This window comes from Pseudomonas marincola, assembly GCF_900682675.2.
Lineage (GTDB): Bacteria > Pseudomonadota > Gammaproteobacteria > Pseudomonadales > Pseudomonadaceae > Aquipseudomonas > Aquipseudomonas marincola.
The window spans coordinates 3694299-3720133 of record NZ_LR215729.2 but is presented as its reverse complement, the minus strand read 5'-3'; the positions used below and the strand labels follow the sequence as shown (position 1 = coordinate 3720133).

26 protein-coding genes are annotated in these 25835 nt (G+C 58.8%); 17 read left to right on the top strand and 9 right to left on the bottom strand.

Annotated features, from left to right (window positions below):
- The first annotated feature begins 211 nt into the window (after window positions 1–211).
- The 3 genes from PMYSY11_RS17210 (at window position 212) to PMYSY11_RS17200 (ending at window position 1947) form a co-directional block, all read left to right on the top strand.
- Window positions 212–574: a CidA/LrgA family protein gene (locus tag PMYSY11_RS17210; RefSeq protein ID WP_090514676.1), complete on the top strand. Its 363-nt coding sequence runs from the start codon at window positions 212–214 to the stop codon at window positions 572–574.
- Window positions 571–1287, top strand: a complete 717-nt coding sequence (locus tag PMYSY11_RS17205; protein ID WP_069900739.1) for an LrgB family protein — start codon at window positions 571–573, stop codon at window positions 1285–1287. The genes PMYSY11_RS17210 and PMYSY11_RS17205 overlap by 4 nt, the downstream gene beginning before the upstream one ends.
- 69 nt (window positions 1288–1356) lie before the next feature.
- Complete coding sequence (locus PMYSY11_RS17200) at window positions 1357–1947, top strand: LON peptidase substrate-binding domain-containing protein (RefSeq protein WP_069900740.1); 591 nt, start codon at window positions 1357–1359, stop codon at window positions 1945–1947.
- Window positions 1948–1967: 20 nt separating this feature from the next.
- On the opposite strand, the gene PMYSY11_RS17195 is transcribed toward PMYSY11_RS17200, so the two are convergent.
- A complete protein-coding gene (locus PMYSY11_RS17195) occupies window positions 1968–3287 on the bottom strand; it encodes a bifunctional DedA family/phosphatase PAP2 family protein (RefSeq protein ID WP_150547547.1) in 1320 nt (439 codons plus the stop codon).
- Window positions 3284–4000, bottom strand: coding sequence for a DNA-3-methyladenine glycosylase (locus tag PMYSY11_RS17190; RefSeq protein WP_150547546.1), 717 nt, complete (start codon window positions 3998–4000; stop codon window positions 3284–3286). Before PMYSY11_RS17190 ends, PMYSY11_RS17195 begins: the two co-directional genes overlap by 4 nt.
- Before the next feature lie 376 nt (window positions 4001–4376).
- Here PMYSY11_RS17190 and PMYSY11_RS17185 point away from each other — a divergent pair, with 376 nt between their 5' ends.
- The 12 genes from PMYSY11_RS17185 to lipA all read left to right on the top strand — a co-directional run bounded on the left by PMYSY11_RS17185 (window position 4377) and on the right by lipA (window position 15530).
- Window positions 4377–5645 (top strand): glutamate-5-semialdehyde dehydrogenase, encoded by a 1269-nt coding sequence (locus tag PMYSY11_RS17185; RefSeq protein WP_069900743.1) that lies wholly within the window; start codon window positions 4377–4379, stop codon window positions 5643–5645.
- Window positions 5638–6282: a nicotinate-nucleotide adenylyltransferase gene (nadD, locus tag PMYSY11_RS17180; RefSeq protein ID WP_069900744.1), complete on the top strand. Its 645-nt coding sequence runs from the start codon at window positions 5638–5640 to the stop codon at window positions 6280–6282. The genes PMYSY11_RS17185 and nadD overlap by 8 nt, the downstream gene beginning before the upstream one ends.
- Window positions 6283–6319: 37 nt before the next feature.
- The gene (gene rsfS / locus PMYSY11_RS17175; RefSeq protein WP_069900789.1) at window positions 6320–6691 is read left to right on the top strand and encodes a ribosome silencing factor; all 372 of its coding nucleotides are present in this window, start codon (window positions 6320–6322) and stop codon (window positions 6689–6691) included.
- A 12-nt stretch (window positions 6692–6703) separates the two neighbouring features.
- Window positions 6704–7171 carry a 23S rRNA (pseudouridine(1915)-N(3))-methyltransferase RlmH gene (gene rlmH / locus PMYSY11_RS17170; protein WP_069900745.1) on the top strand — a complete coding sequence of 156 codons (468 nt, stop codon included), beginning with the start codon at window positions 6704–6706 and terminating at the stop codon, window positions 7169–7171.
- 13 nt (window positions 7172–7184) lie between these two features.
- A complete protein-coding gene (mrdA, locus tag PMYSY11_RS17165; protein WP_150547545.1) occupies window positions 7185–9089 on the top strand; it encodes a penicillin-binding protein 2 in 1905 nt (634 codons plus the stop codon).
- 34 nt (window positions 9090–9123) lie between these two features.
- Complete coding sequence (rodA, locus tag PMYSY11_RS17160) at window positions 9124–10227, top strand: rod shape-determining protein RodA (protein ID WP_170827776.1); 1104 nt, start codon at window positions 9124–9126, stop codon at window positions 10225–10227.
- Window positions 10228–10244: 17 nt separating this feature from the next.
- A complete protein-coding gene (mltB, locus tag PMYSY11_RS17155; RefSeq protein ID WP_069900748.1) occupies window positions 10245–11255 on the top strand; it encodes a lytic murein transglycosylase B in 1011 nt (336 codons plus the stop codon).
- Window positions 11255–12262, top strand: a complete 1008-nt coding sequence (locus PMYSY11_RS17150) for a septal ring lytic transglycosylase RlpA family protein (RefSeq protein WP_150547544.1) — start codon at window positions 11255–11257, stop codon at window positions 12260–12262. The genes mltB and PMYSY11_RS17150 overlap by 1 nt, the downstream gene beginning before the upstream one ends.
- 125 nt (window positions 12263–12387) lie before the next feature.
- Window positions 12388–13548: a D-alanyl-D-alanine carboxypeptidase family protein gene (locus PMYSY11_RS17145; protein ID WP_069900750.1), complete on the top strand. Its 1161-nt coding sequence runs from the start codon at window positions 12388–12390 to the stop codon at window positions 13546–13548.
- 64 nt (window positions 13549–13612) lie between these two features.
- A complete protein-coding gene (locus PMYSY11_RS17140; RefSeq protein ID WP_069900751.1) occupies window positions 13613–13891 on the top strand; it encodes a DUF493 domain-containing protein in 279 nt (92 codons plus the stop codon).
- Complete coding sequence (gene lipB / locus PMYSY11_RS17135) at window positions 13891–14538, top strand: lipoyl(octanoyl) transferase LipB (RefSeq protein WP_069900752.1); 648 nt, start codon at window positions 13891–13893, stop codon at window positions 14536–14538. Before PMYSY11_RS17140 ends, lipB begins: the two co-directional genes overlap by 1 nt.
- Window positions 14538–15530 carry a lipoyl synthase gene (gene lipA / locus PMYSY11_RS17130; protein WP_069900753.1) on the top strand — a complete coding sequence of 331 codons (993 nt, stop codon included), beginning with the start codon at window positions 14538–14540 and terminating at the stop codon, window positions 15528–15530. Before lipB ends, lipA begins: the two co-directional genes overlap by 1 nt.
- A 134-nt stretch (window positions 15531–15664) precedes the next feature.
- Here lipA and PMYSY11_RS17125 read toward each other — a convergent pair whose 3' ends face one another.
- From PMYSY11_RS17125 to leuS, 5 genes are all read right to left on the bottom strand, one after another.
- Window positions 15665–16960, bottom strand: coding sequence for a lytic murein transglycosylase (locus PMYSY11_RS17125; RefSeq protein WP_150547543.1), 1296 nt, complete (start codon window positions 16958–16960; stop codon window positions 15665–15667).
- Window positions 16961–17032: 72 nt separating this feature from the next.
- Window positions 17033–17191, bottom strand: a complete 159-nt coding sequence (arfA, locus tag PMYSY11_RS17120) for an alternative ribosome rescue factor ArfA (RefSeq protein ID WP_069900755.1) — start codon at window positions 17189–17191, stop codon at window positions 17033–17035.
- Window positions 17192–17289: 98 nt separating this feature from the next.
- A complete protein-coding gene (gene holA, locus PMYSY11_RS17115; RefSeq protein ID WP_150547542.1) occupies window positions 17290–18336 on the bottom strand; it encodes a DNA polymerase III subunit delta in 1047 nt (348 codons plus the stop codon).
- Between the two features lie 20 nt (window positions 18337–18356).
- Window positions 18357–18974 (bottom strand): LPS-assembly lipoprotein LptE, encoded by a 618-nt coding sequence (locus PMYSY11_RS17110; RefSeq protein WP_069900757.1) that lies wholly within the window; start codon window positions 18972–18974, stop codon window positions 18357–18359.
- A gap of 58 nt (window positions 18975–19032) precedes the next feature.
- A complete protein-coding gene (leuS, locus tag PMYSY11_RS17105) occupies window positions 19033–21639 on the bottom strand; it encodes a leucine--tRNA ligase (protein WP_150547541.1) in 2607 nt (868 codons plus the stop codon).
- A 339-nt stretch (window positions 21640–21978) separates the two neighbouring features.
- Here leuS and PMYSY11_RS17100 point away from each other — a divergent pair, with 339 nt between their 5' ends.
- Window positions 21979–22422 carry a hypothetical protein gene (locus PMYSY11_RS17100; RefSeq protein WP_150547540.1) on the top strand — a complete coding sequence of 148 codons (444 nt, stop codon included), beginning with the start codon at window positions 21979–21981 and terminating at the stop codon, window positions 22420–22422.
- A 113-nt stretch (window positions 22423–22535) separates the two neighbouring features.
- Window positions 22536–23312 carry a YdcF family protein gene (locus tag PMYSY11_RS17095; RefSeq protein ID WP_150547539.1) on the top strand — a complete coding sequence of 259 codons (777 nt, stop codon included), beginning with the start codon at window positions 22536–22538 and terminating at the stop codon, window positions 23310–23312.
- Window positions 23313–23315: 3 nt separating this feature from the next.
- Here PMYSY11_RS17095 and lnt read toward each other — a convergent pair whose 3' ends face one another.
- Both lnt and PMYSY11_RS17085 read right to left on the bottom strand, forming a co-directional pair.
- On the bottom strand, window positions 23316–24836 hold the full coding sequence (gene lnt, locus PMYSY11_RS17090; RefSeq protein ID WP_150547538.1) for an apolipoprotein N-acyltransferase: 1521 nt from the start codon (window positions 24834–24836) through the stop codon (window positions 23316–23318).
- Window positions 24837–24989: 153 nt separating this feature from the next.
- Window positions 24990–25829, bottom strand: a complete 840-nt coding sequence (locus tag PMYSY11_RS17085; protein WP_069900762.1) for an HlyC/CorC family transporter — start codon at window positions 25827–25829, stop codon at window positions 24990–24992.
- Window positions 25830–25835 lie beyond the last annotated feature (6 nt).

Sequence of the window (25835 nt, the reverse complement as noted above, 5' to 3'; positions counted from 1 at the left end):
CGGGGCTTAAATCCCTCAGCCCAAGATCATCACGCCCGACCGTGACGGTCAAGCAAGCAATGAGTTGTTGAATGATCAGGTATAGAGCTTGGCAGCATCGGCCTATAATGATCAGCATTATGAGCTGCCGATTGCGCATTCAGTGCTGCAATATGCAGCCTGCGCGTCGGCACTGCAGTGATGCATGTCATCACTTATCTGGAGATGTTTGATGTTGCTACGTGGTTTGTCTTGGCTGGTACTGTGCCAATTGCTCGGCACGGCGCTGAATGTTCTGGTGCTGCACATGTTGCCCGGGCCGATCATCGGCATGATGCTGTTGTTCGTGTACCTGCTGCTGCGCGGCGAAGTGGCCGAGCCGCTCAGCGTGGCCGCCAGCAGTTTGCTCAAGTACTTGCCACTGCTGCTGGTGCCGCCGGCAGTTGGGGTGATGGTTTATGCCGATGCCATTGCTGCGGATTTCTGGGCGGTGGTCGGTGCGCTGGTGTTATCGCTGGTGCTGTCGATGGTGTTTGCCGGCTGGTTCATGCAGCGGTTGATTGAGCGTCAGCAGCGCCAGCGGGGTGACGCATGACTCTGGACTGGATCGGCGCCTGGAACGCCGTGACCCACCATCCGTTGTTTGGCGCGGGTATAACCCTGGGCGCTTATCAGATTGCCGTGGCCGCTTATGAGAAAACCCGCTGGGTATTTTTGCAGCCGGTATTGGTGTCGATGCTGTTATTGATCGCTGTGCTGTTGCTCTGCGGCCTGAGTTACTACGACTACAAAGCCAGTGCCGATGCGCTGACTATCTTCCTTGGCCCGGCGACTGTGGCGCTGGCCATTCCGCTGTACCTGAATCTGCGCCGGATACGCCAGTTGTTCTGGCCTACAGTTTTGACACTGCTGGTTGGCGGTACGGTTGCGACCGTTTTGGGTATTGGCCTGGCATGGTTGTTCGGCGCTGAAAAAATCATGCTGATGAGTATGGCGCCCAAATCGGTCACCTCACCGATTGCCATGTTGGTGGCGCATCAGATCGGCGGTACGGCGGCGTTGGCGGCGGTATTTGTAATGCTCACCGGGGTGGCGGGCGCGATTCTCGGGCCGACGCTGTTGAAGCTATGCCGAGTTAAGCATCAGGCCGCCATGGGCTTGGCGCTGGGGATAACCGCTCACGCTGTAGGCACTTCGCGCGCCATGCAGGAAAGCGAGGAATGCGGAGCCTTTGCCGCGTTGGCCATGAGCCTGATGGGCATGTTGACGGCGGTATTGCTGCCGCTGGCCGTGGTTTTCTGGAGTTGAGCCAGCATGCCGAGAATCGATTTGCCGTGGAGTCCCACGGGGCTTCTGTTTTTGCTTAAGGACAGCTAAATGAATTTGCCACTATTTCCGTTGAACACCGTGCTGTTTCCCGGCTGTAAGCTGGACTTGCAGATTTTCGAGGCGCGCTATCTCGACATGATCGGGCGCTGCATGAAGCAATCGGCAGGCTTTGGCGTGGTGTGCATCGTCGAAGGCGAAGAGGTGGGCGACGCCGCGCCGCGTTTCTCGGCAATTGGCTGTGAAGCGCTGGTGCGGGACTTTCAACAGCAGCCCAACGGCTTGCTGGGTATTCGCGTGGAAGGCGGTCGGCGTTTTCGCGTGCAGCATGCCTCGGTATTGCCGGACCAGCTAACTGTGGCCGATGCCCAATGGCTCGAAGATGAGCCCGATTTGGCGCTTGGTGAGGAGCATGCGGATTTGGCGGCATTGCTCAGCGCCCTGGCTCAACATCCGCTGGTTGACTCGCTCGGCATGGGCGACGAGGCCAGTGGGCAGTCGGACCTGGCCAATCAACTGGGCTATCTGCTGCCTTTACTGCCCGAGCAGAAACTGCAACTGCTTGCGCTCGACTCGCCTTCTGAGCGCCTGCTGGTGCTGCAGGAAATGATTGATCAGTTACAGGGCGACCTCAACGCTTGAGTCGCCCTTGCTCAGGTTGATTAGAGATAGCGATACGTCAGCAGGCTGTCGCTCAGATTGAATACGGCGTACGTGCCGAGAATCCCCAAACAGACCACCAAAACAGGCCACCACACGCGCGGCGGCAGTGCTGGCACCGGGCCGATGAACCGGTAAATGCTTAGGCTCAGTGCGCACCAGGTGGTTGCGAGCATTGCCCCAGCGAGAATGTCGCTCGGCCAATGAACGCCCAGATAGATCCGCGACAGCGCGATAGACAATGCAGCCAAACCGGCCACCAGCATCCAGCTGAGCCTTGAGCGCGCCGGTTGGCCGCGACCGGCCAAAACCCCAAGCGTCAGGAAAAAGGCAAACGCCGCCGAGCTGTGGCCGCTGGGAAAACTGAAGGTTTGCAACGGCTCCAGCAATATTTCCGGGCGGGTACGGGCGAACCATTCTTTGAGCGCGCCATTGGAGGCGGCGGTACCGAGCAGGGTGGTGCCGGCAAACAGCGCGGCGCGCCATTGCTTGGTGACCAACAGCAGGACGACCAACGCGCCACCGGCAACCAGTTGCGGGACGAAGTTACCCAGTAGGGTTACGAATACGGCAATGGAGTCGAAGCCGGTTGTACGCACTTCTTGCGTCAGGGTCATGAGGCCGTTATCGAAGGCCGATAAATGCGGCCAGCCGATCATCAGGGCAATCAACAGCAGCAGGCTGAGCGCGGCGTTGATCATGCTGCTGCGCGATGAAGCGCGCACGGCGAGCTGGATGCTGGCGCCCAAAAACAAGGCCAGGCTGGCGCCGACAATTGCGGCCTGGGTCCAGAACCCTTCTTGTAGCGGCAAGCGCAAGGCCGCGCCGGTTGCCCATCCCGGCATCAGATAGGCGATAGACCAGCCTGCGCCCGCTACCAGACTGACTCCGAAAAAACGCAGCGCCGGCATGTTGAACATCCCGGCAACCATTGGCAGCATCGGCCGAAGCGGGCCAATGAATCGGCCCACAAGCAAGCTGGCGATACCGTAACGGCGGAAGTAGTTCTCGGCGGCGCTCAACCACTGCGGATGAGTGCGCAAGCCAGGCAGGCGGCGGATGTCCTGATGGAAGTAGCGGCCCAACGTATAAGACAGCACATCGCCGAGCAAACCGCCGGCAAAGCCGAGCAGTAGGGTTTCACCAAGGCTGAGCGCACCGCTACCGGCCATGACCGCAACGGCAAACAGCAAAATGGTGCCTGGCACAATAATGCCGGCGATGGCCAGGCACTCGGTACAGGCGACGATGAAAACCGCCGCGCCAAGCCAGTGGGGGTTGGCTGCCAGCCAAGTGGTGATGCTATCAAGCCATTGACTCATTGATGAAGCTCCGTTGATGGCAGGCAGATATAGTCACGGCCTTCCATTTGGCCGCGGCGCAAAGGGTTGCGCGTACAATATCGAGCATAACCGTGGTCGACAAAACGGTAGGGTAGTTGCTCGTCGCGACCGTGTGGAATGCCCAAACGGGTGGTTTGCACAATTAGTTGCGGGCACTGGCCGACATCTTCGACCCACAAACGCTGTGGATCAAAGCGCCTGGCGTCCCAGTCGGGCACCTTGAGACCGAGCGTTTTGCACAGCAGGGTTTGTCCGGCGCAGAGTTTCTCTAGTGGGCGCGCACCGCCGCGCGCATCCGGATTATTGCTGTGCATGCGGGCTAGTTGCGCGTCGGCATCGGGGCCATCCAGCCACGGGAAAGCGGATTTAATCAGTACAGCATTGCCAGGCCCCTGAGCGCTGAAATTCAGCGAGTCGCCTCCGCGGGCGTAATACATATAGATGTGGCCGCCGTCGAGAAACAGCGCCCGGCGTTTTTCGGTGTAGCCCAGCGATGCGTGGCTGCCTTTCTCTGCGCAGTAATAGGCCTCGGTTTCAATGATGCGGGCGCTCAGCCAGAGGTCGCCGTGACGATGGCGGATGACTTTGCCGAGTAAATCCCGGGCGAGGGTGCAGGCATCGCGGTCGAAAAAGCTATCGGGTAAAGCCCTTGTTTCGGCATCTGCAAAGGGCTGAGCTGGGGTTGGCTGCATACGTTTGGGTTTCGGCTGGCGGTGAATGGACCTGGATAACAGGCGTGATCATAACAATTGCGCGTTGGTTCATCTGAGTCGGGGGCGTATCGGGAGTTCGACTATAAAGTGTGGCGAGATCTGACAGCACGGCGGCATTTCTTACTCTACCCTTGGCAATGTCGTTAATACGTGTGCGCAATTGGCGGGCGACAAGGCTGGATAAAACTTCATGAAGGCCCCAGTTCCGCTGATTTAACCGCTTGAACAGAGCTTTCAGCGACTATTTCGACAAAATAATGCTCCAGTGGTTGACCATCCGCCCAGCACTGCTGTGCGTGGGGCTTCGGCCCCGCTATAATCAGCCGCTTTATTTCCCGCCAGGCCTATCGAGACCATGACTGAGTCCGTGCTTGACTACATGACCCGCCTTGGCCGTGAAGCCCGCAGTGCTTCGCGCGTCGTGGCGCGCGCCTCGACCGCGCAGAAAAACCGTGCGCTGCTGGCTGCTGCCGCCGCACTGGATGCTGCCCGGCAAACACTCACCGAAGCCAATGAACAGGATTTGGCCAAAGGCCGTGCGAACGGGCTTGAGCCTGCATTGCTCGACCGTCTGGCCCTGACGCCGGCGCGTATCGACGGCATGATTGAAGGCTTGCGCCAGGTCGCAGGTTTGCCCGATCCGGTCGGTGCGATTCGCGATATGAGCTACCGTCCGTCCGGGATTCAAGTTGGCAAGATGCGCGTGCCACTGGGTGTTATCGGGATTATTTACGAGTCACGCCCGAATGTGACCATCGACGCGGCCAGCCTGTGCCTCAAGTCCGGTAACGCGACTATATTGCGCGGCGGCTCAGAAGCTATTCACTCCAACCGCGCGATTGCCACCTGCATCCAGGCCGGTTTGGCCGAAGCCGGATTGCCGGCAGCAGCTGTTCAGGTGGTTGAAACCACTGATCGTGCAGCGGTGGGCGCCTTGATCAGCATGCCCGAGTTTGTTGATGTGATCGTGCCGCGTGGCGGCAAAGGCCTGATTGAGCGCATCAGTCGTGATGCGCGGGTGCCGGTCATCAAGCATCTCGACGGCATTTGCCATGTTTACGTGGCTGCCGGTGCTGATTTGGCCAAGGCGCAACAGATTGCCTTCAATGCCAAGACTTACCGTTATGGCATTTGCGGGGCGATGGAAACGCTGCTGGTCGACAAAACTGTTGCCGCCGAGTTTCTGCCGGCCATGGCCGAACAGTTCCGTGCCAAGGGCGTCGAGTTGCGCGGCTGTCCGCGTACGCTTGAGGTGATTGAGGCGGTTGCGGCTACCGAGCAGGACTGGAATAGCGAATACCTCGATGCGATCCTGTCGATTCGTGTGGTTGATGGCCTGGAGCAGGCGATTGAACACATTAATCATTACGGCTCGCACCACACTGATTCAATCGTTACTGAGCATCAGGGACAGGCCCGGCAGTTTCTTGCCGAAGTCGATTCCAGTTCGGTAATGCTGAATACCCCGACCTGCTTTGCCGACGGCTTTGAGTATGGTTTGGGCGCGGAAATCGGCATATCTACCGATAAACTGCATGCTCGCGGTCCGGTCGGGCTTGAAGGCCTGACCTGCGAAAAATACGTAGTGATCGGTGACGGTCAGTTGCGCGGGCAGAATGCCTAAACGTATCGGCCTGTTTGGCGGCACCTTCGATCCGGTGCACATTGGCCACTTGCGCAGTGCGCTGGAAGTTGCCGAATTTATGGGGCTGGATGAGCTGCGGATGATCCCCAGCGCTCGTCCACCGCATCGCGATACACCGCAGGTTAGCCCCCAGGATCGTTTGGCGATGGTGGCCGAAGCGGTTGCAGGGCTGGCGCCGCTTATGGTCGATGACCGTGAGCTAAAGCGTGAGCAGTATTCCTACAGCATCGACACGCTGGAGTCGTTTCGCGCGGAGTTGGCGCCAGACGATCAGCTGTTTTTGTTACTGGGCTGGGATGCTTTTTGTGGGTTGCCAGGCTGGCACCGTTGGCAAGAGTTGTTGCAGCACTGCCATATTCTGGTGCTGCAGCGCCCGGATGCCGATATTGATGCACCCGAGGCGCTGCGCGATCTGTTGGCTGCACGCAGTACCAGTGACCCGCAGTCATTAAGCGGGCCCGGCGGGCAGATTTCGTTTATCTGGCAGACGCCTCTGGCAGTTTCTGCCACGCTGATTCGCTCGCTGCTTGGCAGCGGCAAATCAGTCCGTTTTTTAGTACCCGACGCGGTACTCAGCTACATCAATACGCACGGACTTTACCGTGCGTCGAACTGAACATGAGGCAAAAGAGTTACCTATGAAGAAGCAAAATATCAGCAGCGAAGAACTGGTCAAACTGGCCATTGCCGCGCTGGAAGACATCAAGGCGCAAGACATCACCACAATCGATGTGCGCGAAAAGACCAGCATCACCGATTTCATGGTCATCGCCAGCGGTACGTCGAGCCGTCACGTTAAGTCGCTGGTCGACAACGTGCTGGAAAAGGTCAAGGAACAAGGCGTTCGTCCAATCGGTAGCGAAGGTCTGGACACCGGTGAGTGGGCGCTGCTCGACCTCGGCGACATCGTGGTGCACGTAATGCTGCCGACTGCCCGTCAGTTCTATGACCTTGAGCGTCTGTGGCAAGGTGCAGAGCAGAGCCGTGCACAGCACGCGCCAGAGCACGACGCTGACCAAGAGTAAGGGCTGACTGCTGTGCGCATCAAATTGATCGCTGTTGGCTCGAAGATGCCGCGTTGGGTCGAAGACGGCTGGCAGGAGTACGCCAAGCGTATGCCGGCCGAGCTGTCGCTGGACCTGATCGAGATCCCGCTTACCACCCGCAGCAAGAATGCTGATGTGGCCCGCATGATTCGCCAGGAAGGTGAAGCCATGCTGGCCAAGGTTCAGCCGGGTGAACGCATCGTTACGCTTGAGGTCGAAGGTCGGCCATGGAGCACCGAGCAGTTGGCGGTTGAGCTGGACAAATGGCGACTCGATTCGCGCACAGTCAACCTGATGGTCGGTGGGCCGGAAGGGCTCGCGCCTGAAGTTCAGGCGCGCAGTGAGCAGCGTTGGTCGTTGTCGCCACTGACTTTGCCGCACCCGTTGGTGCGTATCCTGATTGGCGAACAGGTTTACCGGGCTTGGACAGTGTTGTCCGGCCACCCTTATCACAAGTAGTCAGCAGTCGCCGATGCCTCAACCGATTCGCCTAAAGGACCATGAAAAAGACGCACGCCTGATTCGTCGGCGCGCGATGGTCGGTGGAGCAGTGATTGTGGCGCTGATCATGGTGCTCATCAGCCGCCTCTATTACTTGCAAGTGGTGCAGTACGAGTACCACTCGACGCTGTCTGAAAACAACCGTGTGCATGTTCAGCCGATCCCGCCTAACCGCGGCCTGATCTATGACCGCAACGGCGTTCTGATCGCCGATAACCGTCCCAGTTTCAGCCTGACCCTGACACGTGAGCGTGCCGGGGATTGGGAGCATGTGCTCGACGTAATCGTCGACGTGCTGGGGCTGACGGCCGATGACCGCGAGCTGTTCGAGAAGCGCGTGCGTCAGGGGCGGCGTCCGTTTGAGCCGGTGCCGGTGTTGTTTGAGCTGAACGAAGAGCAGATCGCACGGCTTGCGATTAACCAGTTCCAGTTACCGGGCGTGGATGTATCGGCTCAGTTGGTGCGCCATTATCCGCAAGGCGAGCACTTCGCTCACTCGGTGGGGTATGTCGGCCGGATTAACGAAACAGAACTGAAAAAGCTCGATCCGGTGCAGTACAGCGGTACTCACCACATCGGTAAAACCGGTATCGAACGTTACTATGAAGATCAGTTGCACGGTGAGGTCGGCTACGAAGAAGTCGAAACCAACGCGCGGGGCCGCGTTTTGCGGGTGCTCAACCATACCGACCCAAAACCGGGCGAAGACATTGTTCTGACCCTCGATATCAAGCTCCAGGCCGCGGCGGAAAAGGCCCTCGGAGGGCGTCGTGGCGCGATTGTGGCGATTCAGCCGAAGACCGGCGAGGTGCTGGCGATGGTCAGTCAGCCGAGTTTCGATCCGAATCCGTTCGTGACCGGGATCAGCTTCAAGGCTTACGCAGAACTGCGCGACTCGATTGACCGGCCGCTGTTCAACCGGGTGCTGCGCGGGCTGTATCCGCCAGGCTCGACAATCAAGCCGATGATGGCCATTGCCGGTCTCGATGCAGGCGTGGTGACGCCGAACTCACGGGTTTTCGATCCGGGTTTCTATCAGTTGCCGAATAACACCCACAAATACCGTAACTGGAACCGTTACGGCGACGGCTGGGTGGACATGGATACTGCGCTGATGCGCTCCAATGACACGTATTTTTACGATTTGGCGCACAAGCTGGGCATCGATCGCATGCATGATTACATGACCAAATTTGGTCTGGGTCAGCGTGTCTCACTGGATATGTTCGAAGAAACGGCAGGCTTGATGCCTTCGCGAGACTGGAAGCGCTCGCGCTATCGCCAAGCCTGGTATCCGGGCGAAACCCTGATTCTGGGTATCGGTCAGGGCTACATGCAAACAACGCCTTTGCAGTTGGCGCAGGCCGTGTCGCTGGTGGCGAGCAAGGGCAAGTGGATTCGTCCACACCTGGCAAAAACTGTCGGCGACGTACCGCCTGTGGATGAAAATCCAGTCGAAGACATTGTGCTGCGCGACCCCAAATATTGGGATTACGCGCGTCATGGCATGGAAGAAGTCGTCAACGGCGCACGCGGCACGGCACGTAAAATCGGTGCTGCCTCGGTGTACCGGATCGCCGGTAAGAGCGGTACGGCGCAGGTTGTAGCGATCAAACAGGGTGAGAAATACGACCGCAGCAAGGTGCGAGAGCGTCACCGTGACCACGCCTTGTTCGTCGGTTTTGCGCCGGCAAGTGACCCGGAAATCGCCGTGGCTGTAATGGTTGAGAACGGTGAATCTGGCTCGGGTGTTGCCGCGCCGGTCATGAAAGAGGTGATGGACGCCTGGCTGCTGGATGAAAACGGCCAGCTCAAGGCGGAATATGCGCCGCAAGTTGCAGCTCCCGCGGTAGAGGCGCAGACCAAAAATGAGTAATGGTTTCGATCGTACCCTGTCCGATGAAGACGTTCTGCGCCGCCGCGCGAGCCTGCTGCAGCGCATGCACCTGGACGGGATCCTGCTATTGCTGTTGCTGATCCTGGCCACGGGTAGCTTGTTCATTCTGTATTCCGCCAGCGGCAAGAACATTGATCTGCTGATGAAACAAGCGTCGTCATTCGGTATCGGTCTGGTGGCGATGGTGATCATTGCCCAGATCGAGCCGCGCTTCATGGCGCGCTGGGTGCCACTGGCCTACGTCGGCGGCGTGGCGTTGCTGTTCGTGGTGGATGTCATGGGTCATAACGCCATGGGCGCCACGCGCTGGATCAATATTCCCGGGGTTATTCGCTTCCAGCCGTCCGAGTTCATGAAAATCATCATGCCGGCGACCATGGCTTGGTATTTGTCTAAACGCAGCCTGCCGCCGAGTCTCAAACATATTTTTGTGTGTTTGATGTTAATCGGTGTCCCGGTGGTGTTGATTCTGGTTCAGCCGGATCTCGGCACCTCGCTGCTGGTGGTCACTTCCGGCGCCTTCGTGATGTTTATGGCGGGCCTGCAATGGCGCTGGATTCTCGGCGCAGCCGCGGCGCTGGTACCGGTGGCGGTGGCCATGTGGTTCTTTGTGCTGCATCAGTATCAGAAGCAGCGTGTACTGACCTTCCTCAATCCCGAGAGCGATCCGCTGGGCAGCGGCTGGAACATCATTCAGTCAAAAGCGGCGATTGGTTCCGGCGGAGTGCTGGGCAAAGGCTGGTTGATGGGTACGCAGTCGCATCTGGATTTTTTGCCGGAAAGCCATACCGACTTTATTATTGCGGTGCTTGCCGAAGAGTTCGGTTTGGTCGGCGTTTGCTTGTTGTTACTGGTTTATCTCTTATTAATCTGCCGCGGGCTGGTGATTACCGTGCAAGCGCAGACGCTGTTCGGTAAGCTCATGGCCGGCGCTTGGACAATGACGTTCTTCGTCTACGTATTCGTCAACATCGGGATGGTGAGCGGGTTGTTACCTGTGGTGGGGGTGCCATTGCCATTTATCAGCTATGGCGGGACTTCGCTGATCACGTTGTTGTCAGGTTTTGGGGTTTTGATGTCGATCCACACCCACCGTAAGTGGATTGCACAGGTTTAATTGGGGTTAATAATTTAATGCAAATACTGCGTCGCTGGGCTGTTAAGCATGCGCATTGGCTAGGTTTGGTTGGTGCGTTTGGTATGGCTCAGCAAGTTGCTGCTGCGGACTACCAGGGAACCCCCGAAGTGGATGGGTTCATCACGGAGATGGCGCGCGATTACGGATTTTCCAACAAGCAACTGACGGCGCTGTTTGCCCAGGTCAATCGCAAGCAATCAATCATTGATGCGATCTCGCGGCCTGCCGAGCGGGTAAAGCCGTGGAAAGAGTACCGGCCGATCTTCATCACCGACTCGCGGATCGCCCGTGGTGTGGATTTCTGGCGTCAGCACGAAGCAGCGCTGACCCGTGCCGAGCAGACTTACGGCGTGCCTGCGCAGTTTATTGTCGCGATTATTGGCGTCGAGACCTTCTACGGCGGCAACACCGGCAACTACCGCGTGATGGACGCCTTGTCGACGCTGGCATTCGATTACCCGGCGCGTGCGCCGTTCTTCCGCAAGGAATTGCGCGAGTTCCTCATGCTGGCGCGTGAAGAGCAGGTCGATCCGCTGACCCTGAAAGGCTCGTACGCCGGCGCAATGGGCTTGCCGCAGTTTATGCCGAGCAGCTTTCGCGCCTACGCGGTCGACTTTGACGGTGACGGCCATATCAATATCTGGACCGATCCGGACGATGCCATCGGCAGCGTTGCCAGTTACTTCAAGCAGCACGGCTGGTTGGCGGGCGAGGCAGTTGCCAGCAAAGCCAGTGTCAGCGGTGATAAAGTCGACCAGGGCCTGACCCCGGCACTCGACCCGGTGATGAATGTTGCAGAACTGCGTAGCCTTGGATGGACCAGCGCTGATAAGCTGGACGACGAATTGCCGGTAACGGCTTTCCGCCTTGAAGGTGCTGCAGGGGATGAGTACTGGATGGGTTTGCCGAATTTCTATGTTATTACGCGCTATAACCGCAGCGTGATGTATGCAATGGCCGTCAACCAGTTGGCAGAGCTGCTGGTGGAAGCCAAGGGGGGCAACTGATGTCTCAACGTCGGTACAAGCTTGCGGCGTTCGCGGTGACCACATTGCTGGTCGCGAGTTGTACTTCCAGCCGTGCACCGCAGCCCACTGCGCCAAGTGTATCGAGTGGCGGCGGGTTGTCCGGGCCGAGCGACTACAATCGCCCGCATCGTGACGGCGCGCCTTGGTGGGATGTCGACATCTCGCGTATTCAGGATGCTGTCCCCACCGTTCATAACGGTGCCTACAAAGCCAGCCCCTACACGGTATTCGGCAAGAAGTACTTCCCGTTAAGCGACTCGACGTCATACAAGGCAGTCGGCCCCGCTTCCTGGTACGGCACCAAGTTCCACGGCCAGGCGACCGCCAACGGCGAAACCTACGACTTGTACGCCATGAGTGCGGCGCATAAAACTTTGCCGCTGCCGAGTTACGTGCGCGTCACCAATCTTGAAAACGGCAAGAGTGTGATCGTGCGGGTCAACGACCGCGGCCCGTTCTACTCAGACCGGATTATCGACTTGTCGTTTGCCGCCGCGAAAAAGCTCGGCTATGCCGAAAAAGGCACTGCGCAGGTCAAGGTTGAAGGCATCGACCCGGAAAAATGGTGGGCTCAGCAGGGTAAACGTGCGCCGTCGATGATGGCGCTGCCGACTCAGCCCTCGACGCCGAAGACCATTGCTCAGGTGTCTGTCGAGCCGATCGAGCAATACTCGCCGCCGGTAACCCAGCATGCTGCCGCCACGCTCCCGGTCGAGATTGACTCAAAAAAAAACGCTTCAGTCGCAGCCTCTGGCCTGTATCTCCAAGTGGGAGCCTTCGCCAATCCGGACGCTGCGGAGCTACTCAAGGACAAGCTGAGCACAACAGTGGCTGCGCCCGTGTTTATCAGCTCAGTGGTGCAAAACCAGAAGATACTGCACCGCGTACGCCTGGGGCCGATCAGCAGCCCGGGCGAGGCTGAACAAATGCAGGACAGTATTCGTTTAGCAAACCTGGGCCAGCCCCGGTTGGTTAAGCCGGAGTAGCGGCGGGGCACTAATTGCCTGCTCGCCTGACTAAGCAAGACCTGTGCAGCGCAGACTCTGCGCTGCAGCGTTACTCAAATCAGCCCATTCGGGCCAGTTCGACCATCAGCAACCTTGAGAGACAGATGAATATCACCCGTTTTACCCACCGCGCCCTGTTGTCACTCCTGCTGCTTACCACGCCAGCTGTCTGGGCTGCCCAGATGGCCATTCCGGCGTCTCCGCAATTGGCCGCCAAGTCTTATGTCCTGATGGACGCCGAGAGCGGTCAGGTTCTGGTCGAGAACCAGGGTGATCAGCGCCTGCCGCCTGCCAGCCTGACCAAGCTGATGACCGCGTACATTGCGACGCTGGAAATCAACAAGGGTCAGATCAGCGAAGAAGACCCGGTCACCATCAGTGAGCACGCCTGGCGCACTGGCGGCTCGCGGATGTTCGTCAAGGTCAACACTCAGGTTGCCCTGAAAGACCTGCTGCACGGCATCATCATCCAGTCGGGTAACGACGCCAGCGTTGCCGTGGCCGAGCACATTGCCGGCAGCGAAGACGCATTCGCCGACATGATGAACAACACCGCGAAAACCCTGGGCATGACCGAAAGTCACTTCATGAACGCGACAGGTCTGCCTAACCCGGACCACTACTCGTCGGCGCACGACATGGCCCGTCTGGCTCGCGCGATCATTTACGAAGACCCGGCGCACTACGAGATTTACTCGCAGAAAGAGTTTCTCTGGAACAACATCAAGCAGCCGAACCGCAACCTGCTGCTGTGGCGCGACAAAACCGTTGATGGCCTGAAAACCGGCCACACCGAAGAAGCCGGCTACTGCCTGGTTGCCTCTGCTGTACGTGATGGCATGCGCCTGATCGCCGTGGTATTCGGTACCAACAGCGAACAAGCTCGCGCTGCCGAAACACAGAAGCTGCTGACTTACGGTTTCCGCTTCTTCGAAACCCGCACGTTCTACAAGAAGGGTGCTGAGCTGACCGCAGCTGACGTCTGGAAAGGCAATGCGCGTCAAATCAAAGCCGGCCTGGCCAAAGACCTGACCCTGACCCTGCCAAAAGGTCAGCTTGACCAACTGCAGGCCAGCATGACGGTCAACCCGCAGCTCATGGCGCCTATCGCTCAAGGTGACGTGATCGGTAAAGTTGAAGTCAAACAAGGTGACAAGGTTGTCCACAGCGCAGATCTGGTCGCGCTGGAAGCTGTCGACGAAGGTGGCTTCTTCCGCCGTGTGTGGGATAGCATTCGTCTATTCTTCTACGGATTGTTCAACTGATATTAGCGTGCGCGCGCCTACACGGTGCGCGCATCTCTGGACGGGCCACAAGCCTCTGGATGCCATGACTGATACTGAAACTGCTGCGCCTAAAATCGAATTTCCCTGCGAGCGTTATCCGATCAAAGTGATCGGTGATGCTGGCGACGGATTCCTGGATCTGATTATTGAGGTGGTTCAGCGCCACGCGCCTGACTTTGATACCAGCACTGCCGTGATGCGCGACAGCCGCAACGGTCGCTTTATTTCTGTGCAGGTACTGATCACCGCGACCGGCGTTGAGCAACTGCAGGCGATTCATGTCGACCTGCGTGCGACGGGCCGCGTACACATGGTGTTGTGATGAGCCAGGTCGGATTTCGCGAGCTGGGGCTTCTCGACTATGAACCTGTGTGGCACGCCATGCAGCACTTCACGGACACCCGCAGCGCGGATACGACAGACGAAATCTGGTTGTTGCAACACAATGCCGTGTTCACCCAAGGCCAGGCGGGTAAAGCCGAACATGTCCTGTTTCCGGGTGACATTCCGGTGGTTCAGGTCGACCGGGGTGGCCAGGTAACCTATCATGGCCCCGGCCAGCTGGTGGCTTACCTGATGCTGGATGTGCGCCGCTCGACCATGGGCGTACGCCAGTTAGTTAGCCGTATCGAGCAAAGCCTGATAGAGACGCTGGCCAGTTACAATGTCACGGCTTATGCAAAGCCAGATGCGCCTGGCGTTTATGTCGACGGCGCGAAGATCGCATCCCTCGGCTTGCGTATCCGTAACGGTCGCTCGTTTCATGGCCTGGCCCTGAATGTCGACATGGATCTGCAGCCTTTCCAGCGCATAAACCCCTGCGGTTATGCCGGGCTTGCGATGACCCAGTTGAAAGACTGTGTCGACACACCAATAGAATTCTCCGAGGTTAGTGCCCGGCTGCGTGACCAGCTCGTCAAACACCTCGACTACGCAGAACAGAAGACCCTCGCGGGCGGAATTGACTGATGAGCACTGTGGAAACAGCCGGCAAACCGGCCAAGGTTGAGGTAGGTGTAAAGCTGCGCGGCGCAGAGAAAATGGCGCGCATTCCGGTAAAGATCATCCCGACTGATGAACTGCCGAAAAAACCTGACTGGATTCGTGTACGCATTCCGGTTTCGCCGGAAGTCGACCGTATCAAGCAACTGCTGCGCAAGCACAAGCTGCACAGCGTCTGCGAGGAAGCTTCCTGCCCGAACCTCGGCGAATGCTTCTCGGGCGGTACCGCGACATTCATGATCATGGGTGACATCTGCACCCGTCGCTGCCCGTTCTGCGACGTCGGCCATGGCCGTCCGAAGCCATTGGATGTTGATGAGCCGAAGAACCTCGCGGTGGCGATTGCCGACCTCAAGCTCAAATACGTGGTTATCACTTCGGTAGACCGTGACGACCTGCGTGACGGCGGTGCTCAGCACTTCGTGGATTGCCTGCGTGAAATCCGCAAGCTGTCGCCAAACGTGCAGCTTGAAACACTGGTTCCCGACTACCGTGGCCGTATGGACGTCGCGCTGGCGATTACCGCCAACGAGCCGCCAGATGTGTTCAACCACAACCTTGAAACCGTACCGCGCCTGTACAAAGCTGCGCGTCCGGGTTCGGACTTCGAGTGGTCGCTGGACCTGCTGCAGAAGTTCAAGGAACTGGTTCCTGGCGTACCAACCAAATCGGGCCTGATGCTCGGCCTGGGCGAGACCGATGAAGAAGTTATTGAAGTCATGAAGCGCATGCGCGAACACGACGTCGATATGCTGACCCTCGGCCAGTACCTGCAACCTTCGCGCAACCACTTGCCGGTGCAGCGCTTTGTGCACCCGGACGTATTTGCCTGGTTTGCCGAAGAAGGCCTGAAGATGGGCTTCAAGAACGTCGCCTCGGGCCCGCTGGTGCGTTCTTCGTATCATGCGGATCAGCAAGCGCACGAAGCTAAAGAGGCCAAGAAAACGTCTTTGATTTGATCAGAGCGTTCTTAGCCCCACAAAAAAGGCGACCTGCGGGTCGCCTTTTTTGTGGCAGTGATTCAGCGCAGGACAGGGTTAAAGTGCGCTGCGCAATGACGGATAAACCAGAGGCTTATCCGTCAGGCTGTTGGTTACTTGCGCAATTGTTGCAGCAGCTCGAAGCTCGGATAGCCATCGGCGGGCTCGCCTTGCTGTTGTTGGAACTCACGCACGGCCTTGCGGGTGTTGGCACCGATAATGCCATCGGCCTTGCCCGGCTCGAAGCCCTTGCGCGCCAGCAGCTCTTGCAGCTCTATACGCTCGTGGCGGCCGAGTTGGCGGTCATCCTTTGGCCAAGTGGCGCGAATGCCCGGTGCGCCGCGCAGGGCGTCGCTGAGCAGGCCAATCGCCAAGGCGTATGAGGTCGAGTTGTTGTAACGCAAAATACTGCGGAAGTTGCTGAACACCAGAAATGCCGGGCCGCGATGGCCAGCCGGTAACAGCAAGGAGGCTTTGGCATCAGCGTTTACGCTCGGCATGCTGCCGAACGCCGGGCGTACGCCAAGGGTTTGCCACTGGCTCAGGGTTCGGCTGACTTCTGGCGCTGCATGCGAATAGTCGAACTCGCTCGGCAGGCGAACTTCAAAGCCCCAGGGTTGATTGAATTTCCAGCCGGACTGTTGCAGGTAATGGGCAGCGGAACCCAGAGCATCTGCCGAGGAATACCAGACGTCGCGTTTGCCGTCGCCATCAAAGTCGACGGCATGTTCGTTGTAGGTTGTTGGCATGAACTGGGTCTGGCCCATCGCGCCGGCCCATGAGCCGACGAGTTTCTCCGGGCTGACATCGCCATGTTGGAGAATCTGCAACACGGCCAGCAACTGGCTACGCCAGAACACCTGGCGGCGGCCTTCATAGGCGAGGGTCGCCAATGAGCGCACCACATTGAAGTTGCCAATATTGCCGCCGAAGTTGCTCTCCATGCCCCAGATTGCAACCAGCGTTTCACGGTTAACCTGATAACGCTGCTCGATCTTGTCGAGGGTCAGGCGTTCTTTGGCCAGCAAGCTACGGCCCTGATCGACGCGCTGTGATGACACCGCACCTTCGATGTATTCCCACACAGGACGGGAGAATTCCGGTTGGCTGCTGTCGGCTCTGATAACCGATGGGTTCGGGGTAATGCCGGCAAAGGCGCGGTCGAATACCTGCGGGGAAACACCAGCGGCCATCGCATCACTGCGCAGCAGATCGCGCCACTCGCTGAAGCTCAATTGCGGTGTGGGTTCTTCAGCACGAGTGATAGTCGGGCTGGCAGTCGTTTTCTCCTGCTGCACGCCAGTCGATGCCGCCAGCGGTTGAGCCGGGGCCTCGGAGCATGCGCCCAAGAGCAGCATTGTGCTCACTATTGCAGTGTGGCTCAGGCCACGGAAAAACAGATTTGGCATAGCGATCTCAGCACGTTTTGCGAGCAGCTACGATATCACGAATGCGTCTGCATGCGGTCTGTAGCGGGTATTTCAAGCAGCCATAACGAATGAAGCCTCCCAGTTTTGCTGGGAGGCTTCGCGTTGGTAACTGCCTTTGCCTTTTTTCGGTTTCTGCTGCTGGCTGCGAAACAGTGGCTGGGCGATGATTGATTTGGCGCGGTGACGGCCATTACTGGTTTTCTTAGCCATGATTGTCCTCATACGGCTGGATCGAACAGCTGCGAATAATGCGCGACTGTTCAATTATTGTCCAGAGATAAGGGAGTGGCGCTGGTGTTGGGCCAATTTCAGAAGGCTGTGGCGCCACTGATGCTCAGGCGTTTGCCGCACAGGCTGAGTGTCAGCAGGCTGAGCCCGCTCCACGCATCGCCAGCAGCCTGGCCTTTGATTTGCGCATCAATGCGCTGAGCATCTTGCAGCATGCCAGCCAGACGCTCGGCGCTGTGGCGCTGCAAGGCCTTGCTAACCAGTGGGCGACGTTTGTCCCAAACGGGTGGGCGTGCCGAGCTGAACGCTTTGTCGAGCGGGATATTCTGATGGCTGTGCTGATGCGCAATGGTCGCCAGCACACGTAATTCGCGGGCCAGTGCCCAGAGGATCACCGGCGGCTCGACACCTTCTCCGCGCAGGCCTTCGAGCATGCGCAGCGCATGTGCGGCTTCGCCGTTGAGCACCGCGTCGATAAGGCCGAATACGTCGAAACGCGCACTGTCGGCAACCGCCGCGTGCACGGTGCTGGCATCGACCTGATCGCCTTCAGCCAGCAGTTTTAGCTTTTCGATTTCCTGAGCGGCGGCGAGCAGATTGCCCTCGACGCGCACGGCAATCATCTCTACCGCTTCCTGAGTCGCGCTAAGCCCGGCTTGGGCCATGCGCTGGCGAATCCATGAAGCCAGTTGGTTGCTGTCTACCGGCCAGATCTGCATGAACTGCACATCCTTGCCGTCGATCAGCGCCTTGGCCCATTTGCTTTTCTGGGTATTGCCATCGAGCTTGGGCAGGCTGATCAGCAGCACGGTGTCTTCAGCGGGGCGGGCCAGATACTCAAGCAGCGCTGCACCTTTATCGCTGGGTTTACCGTTGGGGATTCGCAGTTCGAGCAGACGTTTCTCTGCAAACAGCGACAGGCTGGCGCCCGCCTGCAACAAGTTGCCCCAATCGTAATTGGCCTCGGCATTGAATACCTGGCGCTCACTGAAGTCTTGCTCGCGCGTTGCCGCGCGAATAGCGTCGCAGGCTTCCTGGCAGAGCAGCGGCTCATCGCCGCTGACTACGTAAACAGGTGCAAGGTTGCCCTGTAGGTGTTTGCCGAGTTGTGCCGGGGCCAGTTTCATCTGCGATCAGGGCTCACGCCTCAAGGTGCGGTTGCAGGCACATTGAGTTCGATTGGCGACTGTTGCGGCTGTGCGGCGCGCTTCTGCTTGGAGGCTTCGAGTGCTTGTGCTTCGGCCTCAGCGTTGGCTTGTGCGGTTTGCTGCAACTGATCCAGTTCGGCTGGGGTGATTTGCTGCAGGCGTTGTGACAACTGGCGGACCAGATCACGGCGCATTTCTTCGCGCTGCTGGCTGGATTCCTGATCGGAGCCGGCCAGGTTGTTGCCGTCCTGCACGAAGTAGCTTTGGACTTCGAGCTGGTTGTTCATCAGCAGCAGATCATTGCTGCCGCGGATCTCGTAATCGAGCGCACTGGTCAGCTGGATTTCGGCGCTGCGCGCAGAGCTTGTGTAGCTGGCAGTGCGCTGTGATTCGCGCTCATTGGCCAACACCAGCGTGTAGGGCGCACTCGCGTGAACCTTGACGCCGTTATTCTCGAGCATTTCCTCAACATCTTTGGCCAGCGGGCCGTAGGCATTGCGCGCGGTGACATTAAGTTCGTCAAGCGCATAGTGCTCCACACCCGTGCCGCGCAGTTGAAAGCCGCAGGCGCCGAGGAGGGTGCTCAAGCCAATGACCAACAGGTTCCGTTTCAGCATCTTTGTATCCCCTAAACAAGCTGCTTGGCGCGCGTGTTGAAATGCGCGCCAAGCTTTATCAGTTGGCGACAATATTGACCAGTTTACCTGGCACCACAATCACTTTGCGGATGCTCAGGCCTTCGGTAAAGCGCAGCACGCCTTCATTGGCACGTGCTTGTGCTTCGATCTCTTCGCGGCTGGCCGAGGCCGGCATTTCAATTTGCCCGCGCAGCTTGCCGTTCACCTGAATCACCAGCGTCAGGGTGTCTTGCACCAGCGCTGATTCATCAAGCAGCGGCCATTGTGCGTCGATGGCGGCGCCTTCGTGGCCCAGTTGCTGCCACAGCTCATGGCTGATGTGCGGGGTGATCGGTGCCAGCAGCAGGGCTACTGTTTCAATACCTTCCTGCATCAGCGCACGGTCCTGATCGGCGCTGTTAGGCGCTTTCTCCAGCACGTTCATCAGCGTCATAACAGCAGCAATCGCCGTGTTGAATTTGTGATGCTGGCCAATGTCCTGAGTCGCTTGTTTGATGGCCAGGTGAATGGCGCGGCGCACTTCTTTCTGTGCATCGCTCAGCTCACCTTGCAACTTGGCGCCCGGCAGACCGGCACTGACGTGGGCCTGAGCCAGACGCCAGACACGGCGCAGGAAGCGGTTCGCACCTTCAACGCCCGAGTCGGACCATTCGAGGCTCATGTCGGGTGGCGATGCAAACATCATGAACAGACGGCAGGTATCCGCGCCGTACTGGTCAATCATGGCTTGCGGGTCGACGCCGTTGTTCTTCGACTTGGACATCTTCTCGGTGCCGCCGATTTCAACCGGCAGGCCGTCCGACTTGAGCTTGGCCGCAGTGACCTTGCCCTTGCCGTCACGCTCGATTTCGACGTCGGCCGGGTTGAACCAGTCTTTGCCGCCGTTATCGGTGGTGCGGTAGTAGGTGTCCGCGACAACCATGCCCTGAGTCAGCAGGTTCTTGAACGGCTCGTTGGAGTTGAGCAGGCCTTCGTCACGCATCAGCTTGTGGAAGAAGCGCGCATACAGCAGGTGCAAAATGGCGTGTTCGATGCCGCCGATGTACTGGTCAACCGGCAACCAGTGATTGGCTGCAGCCGGATCAACCATGCCGCCGGTGTAGTTTGGCGAGGCGTAGCGGGCGAAGTACCAGGACGACTCGACGAAAGTGTCCATGGTGTCGGTTTCGCGCTTGGCCGGTGCGCCGCATTTCGGGCAGCTGCACTCGTAGAATTCAGGCATGCGCGCCAATGGCGAACCTGCACCGTCCGGCACTACATCTTCAGGCAGTACGACAGGCAACTGGTCTTCCGGCACCGGTACGTCACCGCAAGCATCGCAGTGTACGATCGGGATCGGGCAACCCCAGTAACGCTGACGGCTGATGCCCCAGTCACGCAGGCGGAACTGGGTGCGGGATTTGCCCAGGTTCTTTTTCAACAGAGCCACTTCGATGGCGTCGAAAGCGCCAGCGAAGTCGAGGCCGTTGAAATCACCGGAATTGATCAGCTCGCCGTGCTCGCCATAGGCTTCTTGCCACGGGGCTACGGTTTCGTCACCGGCGCTGGTACGAACCACTGCCTTGATCGGCAGGTTGTACTTGGTGGCGAACTCGAAATCGCGCTCGTCGTGAGCCGGTACCGCCATCACCGCGCCGTCGCCGTAATGCATGAGCACGTAGTTGGCGACCCACACCGGCAGCTTCTCGCCAGTCAGCGGATGCTCGACCAGCAAGGCAGTCGGCATGCCTTTCTTTTCCTGAGTGGCGATGTCAGCTTCAGCTACGCCGCCACGCTTGCATTCATCAATGAACGCCTGCAGTTCCGGGTTGCCCTGCGCCGCCTGAGTGGCGAGCGGGTGCTCGGCCGCAACGGCAACATAGGTTGCGCCCATCAAGGTGTCCGGGCGGGTGGTGAAGACTTTCAGCTCGCCGCTGCTGCCGATGCTGGCAGTATCGTACGGGAAGCAGACTTCCATGCCGCGCGATTTGCCGATCCAGTTGCGCTGCATGGTCTTGACCTGCTCAGGCCAGCCATCCAGTTCATCAAGACTGGTCAAGAGTTCATCCGCATAAGCGGTGATCTTGAAGTAGTACATCGGGATTTCGCGCTTCTCGATCAGCGCGCCACTGCGCCAGCCGCGACCGTCGATAACCTGCTCGTTCGCCAGAACGGTCTGGTCGACCGGGTCCCAGTTCACGCTGCCGTTCTTACGGTAGATCACGCCTTTTTCGAACAGGCGGGTGAACAGCCACTGCTCCCAACGGTAGTAGTCAGGCTTGCAGGTGGTGACTTCACGCGACCAGTCGATGGCCAGGCCCAGGCTCTTGAGCTGGGTCTTCATGTAATCGATGTTTTCGTAGGTCCACTTGGCTGGCGCGACCTTGTTCTTCATGGCGGCGTTTTCCGCCGGCATGCCAAAGGCGTCCCAGCCCATCGGCTGCAGTACGTTCTTGCCCTGCATACGCTGGTAGCGGGCAATCACGTCACCGATGGTGTAGTTGCGCACGTGGCCCATGTGCAACTTGCCGCTCGGGTAGGGGAACATCGACAGGCAATAGAATGTTTCCTTGCCTGGCTGTTCACTCACTACAAAGGATTTCTGCGCGTCCCACTGGGATTGCGCGGCGGCTTCGATTTCGCGTGGCTGATACTGTTCGTGCATGGCTACTTGCGCTATGGAATGAGGGCTTTAACGGGCGACATAAAGGCAGTTGTGGCGGATCGGCCCCCGCGAGATTGTGACAAGCTGGCTATTTGGCAGAGCGGATCTGCGGTTTGCCGGTTGCACCCTCACACGGCCGTTGCGCACGGCGCTATTACATCACTCGTTCAGGAAACGACGTAGCATACATGACCCCTCGCAATAGTGGGAAACCTGATTGCTCAAAGGGCCGCTGTCACATCCGGAAATCCGCCGTTGGTCGCAGCATCTACCTGCCAGCAGGGTGAGCGCTAAGCTTGGATTAGGACTTAGACGTTTAGCTCATGATGAGGTGACCCAATGGCAGGACTGCGACAGACCGAGGCGCGCGGCGGGCTCTATGAGCGGCTATTGCAGCGCCTTGAACTGGCGTTGGACGAGGCGCATTCATTGCGTGGTCATCGGGCCGAGCCGCCCGATGAACTGGAATTGCGTGGCCTGTCGCCCTCCGAGGTGGAGCTGATCAAGGCGTACATGGATCACGACCTCAATTGGTTGCGCGGCTGGCATGCGGCGGCCGAAGAGTTGGCGATGCTTGAGCATTTGCCGCTGCGCAAATCGCGGCTCAACGGGCTGGCTGGCAAACCTCTGGGTAAAGTCGAGCTGCGCAGCAAAACCTTCACCCGGCGCCGGCAGCCGCTGTGTTGTGCAATGTGCGGGGTTCCTGCGGATTTTCAGCCCGGCGGCGTGCGTGCGTGCTGCGAGTGTGGTTCGCAACTGTTTCGGGCTAATCAGACCGGCTGAAGCACGCGTTAATCAGGATTAATCGTCACGCCTTTATTGGCGCAATCGCTGAGCAATTTTCCTTCGAGTTGATGCACTGCGCCTGATAGCCTTTGCGCATCTCGGAGGTGTGCATGGCGTTTCGTTATATTCTCAAGCATCTGTTATTACCGCCCGGCATCTTCTTGCTGCTGATCTTGCTTGCCTGGTGGTTGCGTCGGCGCGCCCCGCGTTTGGCGTCTGCCTGCTTTGTCGGTGGCTTTGCCGGAATCTGGCTGATGAGTTTGCCGGTGGTGGTCGAGTGGTCGGCGCGCGGGATTGAGCGCCATCCGGCGATTCAGCTCGATGAATGGGCCAGTCTGGGCGAAAGGGCGGATGCGATTGTGGTGCTGGGCGGCGGTCGGCAGCGCGGAGATCCGGCGTGGGGCGCGGATCAGTCAAGCTGGTTCGCGCAGGAACGCGTTCGCTACGCGGCGCGGTTGTCTCGGGCCAGCGCGCTGCCAATTGCCACCAGTGGCGGCCTGCATTACGGCACGCCGCCAAGCGAGGCGCAGATCATGGCTGAGCAGTTGGCGGTCGATTACGGTTTGCAGGCGCGCTGGCAAGAAGGCCAGAGTCGCACGACTTGGGAAAATGCCCAGCGCAGTGCTGAGCTATTGCAGCCGCAAGGGGTTAAACGCATCGTTCTGGTCACTCAGGCCTGGCACATGCAGCGTGCGGTCTGGTGTTTCGAGCAGGCCGGTTTCGATGTGGTGCCGGCGCCTTTCGGCTTTTTCAGTGTGGCCAACGGCGAGCCCTTGGGCGGCTGGTTGCCGGATGGCAGGGCGCTCTGGCGCAACACTCTGCTGTTTAACGAGGCTGTCGGGCTGCTGGCGTACCCATTGGTCTACGCCAGCGAGCCGGATGAATAGCGCTTAAACCGTTTTAGCCATGCGAGCTGCCAGCAGCGCCCAGCCGAAGATCAGCCCGCAGAGAATGATCAGCGGCCACGAGCGCCATTGCAGATAAGGCGTAAGCCCTTCAACAGGCTGCACATGGCCGTACATGACGGCGCGTTTGAATTGCGGCAGTTGCAGGGTGATTTCGCCGAACGGGTTGATCAAACCGGTCATGCCGTTATTGGTGGCGCGGATCATCCAGCGGCCCGCTTCGAGTGCGCGCATCTGCGCCATCTGCAGGTGTTGCAGCGGGCCAATCGAGTCACCGAACCAGGCGTCGTTACTCACGGTCAGCAGCAGCTGGCTCTGCGCCGCCAGCCCTGCAGCGAACTCGGGATATACCACTTCGTAGCAAATATAGGTGGCAATGCTGTAGCCCTTGGCTTGCAGCAGATGCTGGTCTGCGCTGCCGCGCGCGAAGTCGGACATGGGCAGGTTGAAGAATGCGATCAGGCCGCGCAGAACATCCTGCAGCGGCACGTATTCGCCAAACGGCACCAGCTTCTGCTTGAGATAGTCGCCGCTGCCCTGGCCAACCACAGTTACCGCATTGTAATAACGCTGATCGCCTTGCGCATTGGCCTGGCGCAGCGGTACGCCGGTAATCAGCGCGGCATTGCGGTCATTGGCAAACTTGTCCATCACGCTCAAATAACCACTGGCGCGCTCTTTCAGATTAGGCACCGCGGTTTCCGGCCAGACAATCAGGTCGGCGGGTTTGGACTGGAACGTCAGGTCACGGTACAGCGAAAGTTGCGCATCCAGTTGCTCCGGATCCCACTTCATGTTCTGCGGCACGTTGCCTTGAATGGTCATCACCTTCAGTGGCTCGCCAACCGCTGTCGTCCATTGGTGATGCTTGAGGCTGAAGCCCGCGACCCAAGGCGCGGCCAGCAGCACAATCGCCGCCGCCAAAAAGCTCAGGCGTGTGCGCAGTGAATACAGATTGACCAGCAAGGTTGCAGTTAGCGCCAGGGCAAACGAAATCAGCCAGACCCCACCCAGAGGCGCCAGCCCCGACAGCGGGCCGGTGAGTTGGCTGTAACCTGAATAAAGCCAGGGGAAACCGGTCAGGAACCAGCCGCGAAAGGCTTCTTGCGCAACCCAGAGCGCAGCAAAGGCCAGTGCGTCCGCCAGTGGCGCTTCGTCGCGACGCAACCAGCGAGCCCACAGCCAGGCGGGCAGGGCGAAGAATGCGCCGAGTGCGGCGACGAACGCCAGCGTAAGTGCGCCGGCCAGTGCCGGGCTGGCATCGCCGAACTGGTGGATGCTGACATACACCCAACTGGTACCTGCGCCGTATAAGCCGAAGCCAAACCACCAGCCACGCCACAACGCCTGACGCGGATTCAGCGTGCGCAGGCCAAGGTAGAACAGTGCAATAACCACAATCGCCAGCGGCCAGATATTGAATGGCGCCAGTGCCAGCGTTGTCGCGGCACCTGCGGCCAGTGCAATCAGGTTGCCCGGCCAGCCAGCAGAGGTGATCCAGCGCATGTTTAATCCTTGGCAGTAATAAGACCGCAGGAGGCTAGCGCCATCGGGCAGTCGAGAGCAAGCATGAGGGTGTAAAGATGTGTATTCAGCGTGGCGGCTGCAGGACGCAGCGCCAGTCTCTGCGCAGGTGAACCTGCGCAGAGAGCAAACTGCTTAATGGCTGAGCGGTGTCAGCCGGAGCAGGTGCAACCGACGGCTGTCGGCGTTGAGGACGCGGAAGCGGAAACCGCCGATTTCGGTGACTTCATTGCGCTTGGGCAAGTGCCCGAACGCACTCATGACCAGGCCGCCTACGGTGTCGAACTCGTCATCCGAGAACGCAGTGTCGAACGCTTCGTTGAAGTTGTCGATCGGCGTCAGTGCCTTGACCAAGAAATCACCGCTGGGCAGTGGTTTGACGTAGCTGTCTTCCTCGACATCGTGCTCATCTTCGATGTCGCCGACGATCTGCTCAAGCACGTCCTCGATGGTCACCAGCCCGGCAACACCGCCGTATTCGTCGATCACCACGGCCATGTGATTGTGGTTGGCGCGGAACTCGCGCAGCAGCACATTCAGGCGTTTCGATTCGGGGACGAAGGTGGCAGGACGCAGCAGATCCTTGATGTTGAAGCTCTGCTGGTCTTCAACCAGGATCAGCGGAAGCAGATCCTTGGCCAGCAGGATGCCGATGACATCATCCAGGCTTTCGCCGATTACCGGGTAGCGCGAGTGCGCGGCATCAATGATCGAGGGCAGAAACTCTTTAGGCGTCTGGGTCGATTTGATGCTGATCATCTGTGAGCGGGGGACCATGATGTCGCGAACTTGCAAGTCCGCGACCTGGATGGCGCCTTCGACGATTGCCAGTGCCTCACTGTCGAGCAGTTTGTTTTGATGCGCTTCTCGAAGGACTTCGAGGAGCTCCTGGCGGTTTTTCGGCTCATGAGCAAAAGCCTGAGTCAGCTTGTCCAGCCAGGTCTTTTGCTCGTTGCTCGATCGGTCTTCGCTCATGGCGTT